This window comes from Gloeocapsa sp. DLM2.Bin57, from assembly GCA_007693955.1.
Taxonomy (GTDB): domain Bacteria; phylum Cyanobacteriota; class Cyanobacteriia; order Cyanobacteriales; family Gloeocapsaceae; genus Gloeocapsa.
The window spans coordinates 1-8,312 of sequence record RECR01000024.1; the positions used below are offsets into that span (position 1 = coordinate 1).

Here is an 8,312-nt window from a genome sequence, read left to right on the forward strand (position 1 = left end):
TTATAATTTTTATCTTTACTTGTTTTTTTTTTTGTTGTTGTTTTTGTTTTTTTTTTTTTTTTGGGTTTGCTTTGGGGTTGGGGTTGGGGTTGGGGTTGGGGTCTATAATTAAGAGCTTGCCATACTTCTGCTGAGGTTTGATAACGATCTTTGACCGTATTTTGTAATAACTTATCGAGAACATAGGCAAGATTATCACTTACAGTTACTTTATCTTTCCATTGCCAACAACCTTCTACGGGATCATATAAGTCATCAGAGCCATCGGGTCTCGGTAAACATCCTGTAAGTAAACGCAATGCAGTAGCGGCTAGAGCGTACAAATCACTACAGGGAAAAACCACGCCTCGCATTTGTTCAGGAGGAGCATAGCCTACTGTTCCTGTGACAGTACCTACACTGGTTTGTACACTAGCGCTCAACTGTTTAGACACCCCGAAATCAATCATGACTAGAGAGCCATCTTTACGACGAATGATATTACTAGGTTTAACATCGCGATGGATAACATTACGACTATGGAGAAAGTGGAGAATAGGGAGAATTTCGTTAAATACTTGTCTAACTTCGTGTTCGGTAAATTTACCTCTTTGTTTTAATTCTTTGAATAAATCTTGACCATCAACAAATTCTTGAATCAGATAGAATCGGCCTTCGTGAGCGAAAAAAGCTTCTAAGTCTGGTATGTTAGGGTGTTTCCCCAAATCTCGTAAACAGATAGCTTCTTGTTTAAATAACTGAATTAATTTTTCTAAATCAGCGCTATTTTGGGTTATAGGTAAAAACTGTTTAATTACACAGAGGGTGTTTAATCTATGTTCATCAACAGCTAAAAAAGTCCTCCCCATTCCACCTTTACCTAATGCTGAAACAGGGCGATAGCGATCGCCTAGCAATAACTTTGAGCCGCATTTTTGGCAGGTTGTTGCATTAGAGGGATTCTCGGCTAAACAATCGGGATTAAGACATTGACTGGTTTCCAACTCTGTTGCTCCTTTAATTTATAACACTTCTCCAATTTCAATTACGAGAGTGTACTTATAGTAGTTGGTAAAGATTTTTCCCTACTATCATCATATCAATAACTTTGAGTCTTTGGATCAACTGATCTATTTATGCACAACTACAGTTACAATTATAATTAAGAAAGTTGAAAGCCCTAGTATGACATCTCAACCTAGTATAATCGCTCTTATTCCAGCTAGAGCAGGTTCTAAAAGAGTTCCAGGTAAAAATATTCGCCCTTTAGCTGGACATCCTCTCATCGCTTATACCATTGCTGCTGCTCTCAAGAGCGGTATTTTTGAGCGAGTAATCGTTTCTACTGATTCTGAAGTCATTAGTAAAATTGCCCAAGACTACGGTGGGGAAGTTCCCTGTTTACGTAGTTCTGTCTTTGCTATGGACAACTCACCAGATATTGACTGGATTAGGGAAATATTAACAAAGCTCAAAAAACAGGGAGAAGTTTACGACTGTTACTCCATTTTAAGACCTACTAGCCCATTTCGTCAATATACGACGATTCAACGAGCTTGGGAAGTATTTTTAAGACAAAAAGACATAGATTCTTTACGAGCAGTAGAAAAATGTCAACAACATCCTGGTAAAATGTGGGTACGTCAGGGAGATTTAATTGAACCATTATTAACAGGCAATGAACCTAGTTTAGCTTCACAATCAATCAATTTAACTACTCCTTGGCATAGTAGTCCTTATCAAGCCTTACCTGAAGTTTATAGCCAAAACGCTAGTTTAGAGATCGCTTGGTGTCGGGTAGTTTGGGAAACCGATTCCATCGCGGGAACAAAGATTGTCCCTTTTTTTACCGAGGGATTCGAGGGTTTAGACATCAATGATGCTAAGGATTGGTGGTACGCTGAATATCTACTACAACAGGGGGAAGGGGTTTTACCCTCTTTATCCCTATGAGTCAAGAGCGTATTTATTGGTTAGCTTGGTCACAAATTCCCGGGATTAACTCTAATGTCTTAGAGAAATTCTTAGAGTATTACGGAACTCTGCAAGAAGCCTGGTTAGCTGATGTAGCAGAATTAAAGGCGATCGCTCCTTTGCGCAGTAATGTAGTAGAAGCGATCGCCGGAACACGCTCTCAATTAAATCCCGAGAAGTTTTTACAAGAACATTTGCGCCAAAATCCCCATTTTTGGACTCCCGCTGATCCTGATTATCCGAGGTTATTATTAGAAACCCCAGGAATCCCCCCAGTGATTTATTATCGAGGTGAAGTCAACCCCGAAGAAAACCAAGGGATAGTACCTGTAATGGCGATCGTGGGGACGAGAAAAGCTACAGAACATGGTTGTCGTTGGGCCCGTCAACTGAGTAGTTATCTAGCTCAATACGGTTTTACTATTGTGGGGGGGATGGCTAAAGGAATTGAAACCTTAGCTCATGAAGCTTGTCTAGCTGTCAAAGGAAGGACAATCGCGGTTTTAGCCACAGGAGTTGATGTCATTTACCCCCAACAACAACAGCTAATTTATCAGCAAATTCTCAGCCATGGAGGTTTAATACTGAGTGAATATCCCGCCGGGTCAAATCCTGATAGCAATCGTTTTCGGGCGCGTAATCGCTTAATCGCGGCACTTTCTCGGGGAGTCTTAGTCATAGAAGCACCAGAGCAATCAGGTTGTTTAATTACCGCGCGTCACGCTAACGAGTTTGGACGTGATGTTTATGTATTGCCCAACTCTCCAGAAGTACCTCAAGCAAGAGGTTGTTTACGTCTGTTAAATCAGGGAGCTAATTTAATTCTTTCAGCCGAAGAGTTATTATTACAATTAGGTTCAGTACCCCAAGTTGATCCTCTTCCTCAATCTAGACCTGATTTAACCCCAGATTTAGCGCAAGTCTTTCAAGTGGTGCAAACTGAACCTACCTCTTTTGAGGCGATCGTCACAGGAAGTAATTTACCCTCTGGTTTAGTAGCGGGAGCATTATTAGAATTAGAGTTATTAGGTTTAGTCTCCCAATTACCAGGAATGATGTATAAAAAAAGTGCAACTTAGGGGTTAGGTTTTAGGTCTTAGGAGATATTGTTTATATAGATAATACTACTTGTGCCTGAATGCCTTTTGCCTTACCGTTAGTTTTCAGGTAATTTTGGGAATACTAAGAGAAATAGGATTTTCGCACTCTCAACATAATCATAAGGTTTTGAGATTGCTTCGCTAACCCTCGCAATGATCAAAATAGTTATTTAGAAAATTTGGCAACCAAAAAGCCCCGAAGATATGATCTATAAGCCCCAATACCAAACAGTGCAGAATCTAGCACAATTAAAACCCGAACTAATTATTAGAGGTTCTTTGTTCCCTGAACCTGTTTCTATTATTACTGTAGTAGAAATTGGCGATAACAATTGTAAATTAATTGTCCAAGGATTAGATACCAACAAAGTTTATCAACCCATTGTAACCACTGCCCAAATAGAAGAGTTACAAATTGAGCTTGATACAGAGCCTTTTGACGGAGACTCTAGACTATTTCGTCTTGGGGTTGAAGCTATGCGTTGGAGTTTAGCCCATGAATATGACCCCTATTTTTCCTTAGCTATGTCAAGGGTTGATCCTCTTCCCCATCAGTTAGAGGCAGTATATGAGTATTTTATAAAGTTACCTAGAATTCGTTTTCTGCTTGCCGATGATCCAGGAGCAGGTAAAACCATTATGGCGGGACTTTTGCTCAAAGAATTAAAAATCAGAGGTTTAGTTCGACGTGTTCTGATTCTTTCTCCTGCTAACCTAACATTTCAATGGCAAAGAGAGATGAAAGATAAATTTAGGGAAAACTTCGAGATCATTAGAGGAGATATCCTCAGGGCTAATTATGGTCAAAACCCTTGGCAAGATAAAAATCAGGTGGTTACTTCTATTTCTTGGGTATCAGTAATCAAAGACGCTAAAGAAAGCTTATTGCGCTCTCATTGGGACTTAATTATTGTAGATGAAGCACATAAAATGAGTGCTAACCCCAAAGATAAAACCTTAGCCTATCAATTAGGGGAAAAACTCTCAGAAATCACCGATCATTACCTATTAATGACAGCTACACCCCATAAAGGTGACCCTAAAAATTTCTGTCTGTTTCTCGAACTCCTCGATAGGGATGTTTATGGCGATATTAAAAGTCTAGAAGAAGCCATGAGCAGAAATGAAGCTCCCTTTTATCTACGTCGCACCAAAGAAGCTTTAATGACTTTTCCCGATTCCGAGACAGGAGAAGTAAAAAAACTATTTACCAATCGTCGAGTCGAAACCATCGCCTTTCAAATAGACTCAGAAGAAGGGATGTTATACCGTGAATTAACCGACTATGTCGAAGATCAGTCTATCAAAGCTTTACAAGAAGACTCAATTAAAGGTAGAGTATTAGGCTTTACCATGGCAATGCTGCAACGTCGTTTTGCCTCTAGTATATACGCTGTACGTTGTTCTCTAGAGCGCATGAAAAACAAGAGAGAGAAGATTTTAGCAGATCCTCAAGCCTACCGTAAGGAGCAGATAGCCAAAAAAATACCAGATGATTTCGATGAAATGACAGAAATCGAACAAGAAAAAATTCTTGGTGATTTAGAAAATATAGTTGCTTCTATTAATCCTCAAGACTTGCGATATGAAATCAGACAGCTACAAGAATTGATCCATTCGGCTTTAGAATTAGAAAAACGAGAGATTGAAAGTAAACTAGTCAAACTCAAAGAAGTAATTACTCAAGAAGGTATTTTTCAAGATACCAAAATGAAATTACTAATTTTTACTGAACATAAAGACACTCTTGACTATTTAGTAGGGAAATTAAGAGAATGGGGATTAATGGTTACCCAAATTCATGGAGGTATGAAGATTGGGGATAGAGATACTCCCGGAACAAGGATTTATGCAGAAAAAGAATTTAGAGAAGACTGTCAAATATTAGTAGCCACAGAAGCAGCAGGAGAAGGTATCAATCTACAATTTTGTTGGTTAATGATTAATTATGATATTCCTTGGAATCCCATTAGATTAGAGCAACGTATGGGGAGAATTCACCGTTATGGACAAGAAAAAGACTGCTTAATCTTTAATTTTGTCGCTAACAATACTCGTGAAGGAAGAGTACTCGATAAGTTATTGGAAAGAATTAAAAACATAGAAGCAGATTTAGATCCAGAAAAAACAGGTAAAGTATTTAATGTCCTAGGTGATATCTTTCCTTCCAATCAATTAGAAAAAATGTTGAGGGAAATGTATGTTAGAAATTTAACCGAACAAGCGATCGTAGAGCGTATTGTTAAATCCGTCGATATTGAGCAATTTCGCAGAATTACTAGTTCCGCTTTAGAAGGATTAGCCAAGCGTGATTGTAACTTAATCAAACAACTTGATAAACATATTGAGATGAAAGAGCGTAAACTTGCTCCTGAAAGTATCGAAGAATTTTTCCTAGCTGCTGCACCATTGGTAGGTATTTTTCCTAAACAAATTGGTAAAGACTCTCATATATTCCGTATCGGTAAACTTCCTCGCTCTCTTTGGTCAATAGGCGATAAACTAGAATCAAGATTCGGTAAACTTGGTCGAGAATATAAAGAAGTAGTCTTTAATCGAGACCTTCTCAAAGACAATCCAACCCTAGAATGGGTAACACCTGGTCATCCTCTCTTTGAAACCGTTAGAGAAGCAATAGAAGCTAAATCACAAGACAATTTAAGAGCCGGTGCAATCTTTTATGACTTATATCGTTGCCAACCAGTAATGCTTGATATTTTCTCAGGTAGTATTAACGACGGTCGAGGTAATGTAATTCATAAGAGACTTTTCATAACAGAAAGTGATTTACAGGGCAATATTACCCTCAGACAACCAACCATATTCTTAGACTTAATCCCCACCGACGATCAAAAGATAGAGCCATTAGATACTAGTAATTTACCAGCTAAACAGCAATTAGAGCAAAAACTAATCACAGAAGCCTTACAACCTCTTTTAGCAGAAGTAAAAGCCGAAAAACTCCAAGAAATTAACACCATTACCAGACATATAGAAATTAGTCTTAACACCATTATCGATAGAGAAAATCATAAGTTAGTGGAGTTACTAGAAAAAAAAGAATCAAACTCAACCGAAGTAGGTCTCGATGGTAGAATTAAACAAGCAGATGACAGACTATCTGAATTAAATCATCGCCTAGAAAGTCGGTTACAAGAATTGCAACAAGAGCAAACCTGTACAATTGCTGATATTCGTCACTACGGTAGAGCATGGGTATTACCACACCCCGATCGCCATTCTCCCCCATTAGCACAAATGGTAAGTAACGAAGAGATTGAAAGAATAGCCATAGAGGAAGTAATTAAATACGAAGAAAGTAGAGGTTGGAGAGTAGAAAGCGTCGAGACAGAAAATAGTGGTTTTGACCTAAAATCCAGACTACCACACCCAGAAGATGCCCAAACCGCTAAAGACATGGTAAGATACATTGAAGTTAAAGGTAGAGCTACTCAAGGAGACATCGCCTTAACCACTAATGAGTATAAAACCGCTCAACGTCTCAAAGATGACTACTGGCTTTATGTAGTCTTTAATTGTGCCACTAATCCGCAAATTCATTGTATCAATAATCCCGCGCAACTAGATTGGAAAGCGATCGCTAAGGTTGAGCATTATCAAATTGATTACCAAGAAATTAGTAGGGTTTGAGGGAAGATCTGAGCTTACGGTTGATTTTGATAGCGATTCAATAAAGATTCAATCAACATTGCTGAAACTCGAAATGTTGTCTTCTCAAGGCGGTTAATTGCTGTGGGAAAATCCACTAGATTTCGCTTAGCTGCTTCATCTAATATACCGAGCACCCCTGTTACCCTCAAACCGCGAGAGCAAGCAATTTTTCTTCCCAAAGCATCGTCAACGAGCACTAAATTTGCATCTAGCTGTTCTGCTAAAATAATAGCTGCTCTTTCCCCCGAATCAAGAACCTCTAAATCACGATCTAAACAAGGAGCGACATTTTGAATAATTAACCAATCTGGAGGAGTCTCAATCCATTTTTGGACAACCCTCGGTGATTTAATATGAGATAATTCTTGTTGAATAATTTTGGGGATAAGCACCTCATCATAAAGTTGAGGAAGGAGTTCAATTTCGTCGATAAGTAACAGATAACAAATTGGGGAGGTATCTGAAACGACAATCATAGAGTATTGAGCTTCCCCTCTTTTCGGAGTTGTTCATGAGTTTGTCGATCTGCTTCAAAATCAGCTTCGTTATAAGCCAAATCAATTCCTTTAGCTTGGAGAAAAGTATCAACTTCTAAGCTGGTTTTCATCCCTAATAACTCCCGAACTTTTCCCACACTAATTGAGCCTTCCCGATAGGCTTCAATCGCAATCATTTCCATTAGCTTACGTTCTAGACTACCCCATTTAGCCAAAAGGGAATCTGCCACCTCATCTGGCAAAGCAATCTCAATTTGCATCAATTTTATCTCCGACAGTCCTTTTGACTATTTTAACATGTGAGCCAACTCAGGTAGAGATTTGAATTTGATTACTCAGTCCCGGCTCTCGGTGTATCTATGATGATAATATTGAATGGTATAAAAAGCTATTGGCAAAAAGATATGTTACAAGACTTAGACCGAATTACTTTTGACCCTAAAATTATGAGGGGAAAAGCCTGCATCAGAGGAATGCGGATACCAGTTTCTTTGATTATTAACTTAGTTGCTAATGGTAAAACTACCACAGAGATTATCGAAGATTATCCTTATCTTGAACCTGAAGATATACGACAGTCTTTATTCTATGCAGCTTGGTTAAGTGAAGAAAAAATTATTATTAATAGTCTTGATTAAATGCGATTTTTAGCTGATATGGGAATTTCACCACGGACAGTAACTTGGTTAAAAAGTCAAGGTTATGATAGTATTCATTTAAGTGAACAAGGATTAGAAAAATTACCAGATGAAGATATCTTAATTAAGGCTAAAAATGAATCAAGAATTATTCTGACAGTGGATTTAGATTTTGGTGAATTATTAGCTATATCTAAAGGCACTTTACCAAGTGTTATTTTATTCCGCTTAGGTAATCAAAGTCGTAATTTGATTGAAGCAAAATTAACTGAGATATTAGAAAAATGCCAAAATGAACTATTAGAAGGAGCGATAATTTCAGTAACTCAAAATGCCTTACGAATTCGTAATTTACCTATTTAAAACCCTCTTCTCTCTTGCCTGAATACCTTTAAAAATTATGACATCCTACCCCAAAAGATTAATCGAAGTTGACCTACCTATTAAGCAAA

At 38.1% G+C, this 8,312-nt stretch carries 8 protein-coding genes; 5 read left to right on the plus strand and 3 right to left on the minus strand.

The features are described 5' to 3' along the window. On the minus strand, positions 1-983 hold a 983-nt coding region (locus EA365_00670; GenBank protein ID TVQ49080.1), incomplete at its 3' end, for a serine/threonine protein kinase. Between the two features lie 181 nt (positions 984-1,164). Between EA365_00670 and EA365_00675 the strand changes: the two genes are divergently transcribed. The 3 genes from EA365_00675 (at position 1,165) to EA365_00685 (ending at position 6,704) form a co-directional block, all read left to right on the plus strand. Further along, complete coding sequence (locus tag EA365_00675; protein ID TVQ49073.1) at positions 1,165-1,932, plus strand: acylneuraminate cytidylyltransferase family protein; 768 nt, start codon at positions 1,165-1,167, stop codon at positions 1,930-1,932. Then, complete coding sequence (dprA, locus tag EA365_00680; GenBank protein TVQ49074.1) at positions 1,929-3,032, plus strand: DNA-protecting protein DprA; 1,104 nt, start codon at positions 1,929-1,931, stop codon at positions 3,030-3,032. The genes EA365_00675 and dprA overlap by 4 nt, the downstream gene beginning before the upstream one ends. A 225-nt stretch (positions 3,033-3,257) precedes the next feature. After that, entirely contained in the window at positions 3,258-6,704 is a 3,447-nt protein-coding gene (locus tag EA365_00685) for a DUF3883 domain-containing protein (protein ID TVQ49075.1), read from the plus strand. A gap of 14 nt (positions 6,705-6,718) precedes the next feature. On the opposite strand, the gene EA365_00690 is transcribed toward EA365_00685, so the two are convergent. Together EA365_00690 and EA365_00695 are read right to left on the minus strand one after the other, a co-directional pair. Beyond that, a complete protein-coding gene (locus EA365_00690) occupies positions 6,719-7,201 on the minus strand; it encodes a DUF3368 domain-containing protein (protein ID TVQ49076.1) in 483 nt (160 codons plus the stop codon). Further along, the gene (locus tag EA365_00695) at positions 7,198-7,482 is read right to left on the minus strand and encodes a UPF0175 family protein (GenBank protein ID TVQ49077.1); all 285 of its coding nucleotides are present in this window, start codon (positions 7,480-7,482) and stop codon (positions 7,198-7,200) included. The genes EA365_00690 and EA365_00695 overlap by 4 nt, the downstream gene beginning before the upstream one ends. Positions 7,483-7,626: 144 nt before the next feature. Here EA365_00695 and EA365_00700 point away from each other — a divergent pair, with 144 nt between their 5' ends. Next, entirely contained in the window at positions 7,627-7,860 is a 234-nt protein-coding gene (locus EA365_00700) for a DUF433 domain-containing protein (protein ID TVQ49078.1), read from the plus strand. After that, positions 7,861-8,223 (plus strand): hypothetical protein, encoded by a 363-nt coding sequence (locus EA365_00705; GenBank protein TVQ49079.1) that lies wholly within the window; start codon positions 7,861-7,863, stop codon positions 8,221-8,223. The last annotated feature ends 89 nt before the right edge of the window (positions 8,224-8,312 follow it).

Bases quoted from the DNA above. Each gene is read 5' to 3' on its own strand.
- EA365_00695 (TVQ49077.1), bottom strand. From the start codon at position 7,482: ATGCAAATTGAGATTGCTTTGCCAGATGAGGTGGCAGATTCCCTTTTG.
- EA365_00675 (TVQ49073.1), top strand. From the start codon at position 1,165: ATGACATCTCAACCTAGTATAATCGCTCTTATTCCAGCTAGAGCAGGT.
- EA365_00705 (TVQ49079.1), top strand. From the start codon at position 7,861: ATGCGATTTTTAGCTGATATGGGAATTTCACCACGGACAGTAACTTGG.
- EA365_00700 (TVQ49078.1), top strand. From the start codon at position 7,627: ATGTTACAAGACTTAGACCGAATTACTTTTGACCCTAAAATTATGAGG.
- dprA (TVQ49074.1), top strand. From the start codon at position 1,929: ATGAGTCAAGAGCGTATTTATTGGTTAGCTTGGTCACAAATTCCCGGG.
- EA365_00690 (TVQ49076.1), bottom strand. From the start codon at position 7,201: ATGATTGTCGTTTCAGATACCTCCCCAATTTGTTATCTGTTACTTATC.
- EA365_00685 (TVQ49075.1), top strand. From the start codon at position 3,258: ATGATCTATAAGCCCCAATACCAAACAGTGCAGAATCTAGCACAATTA.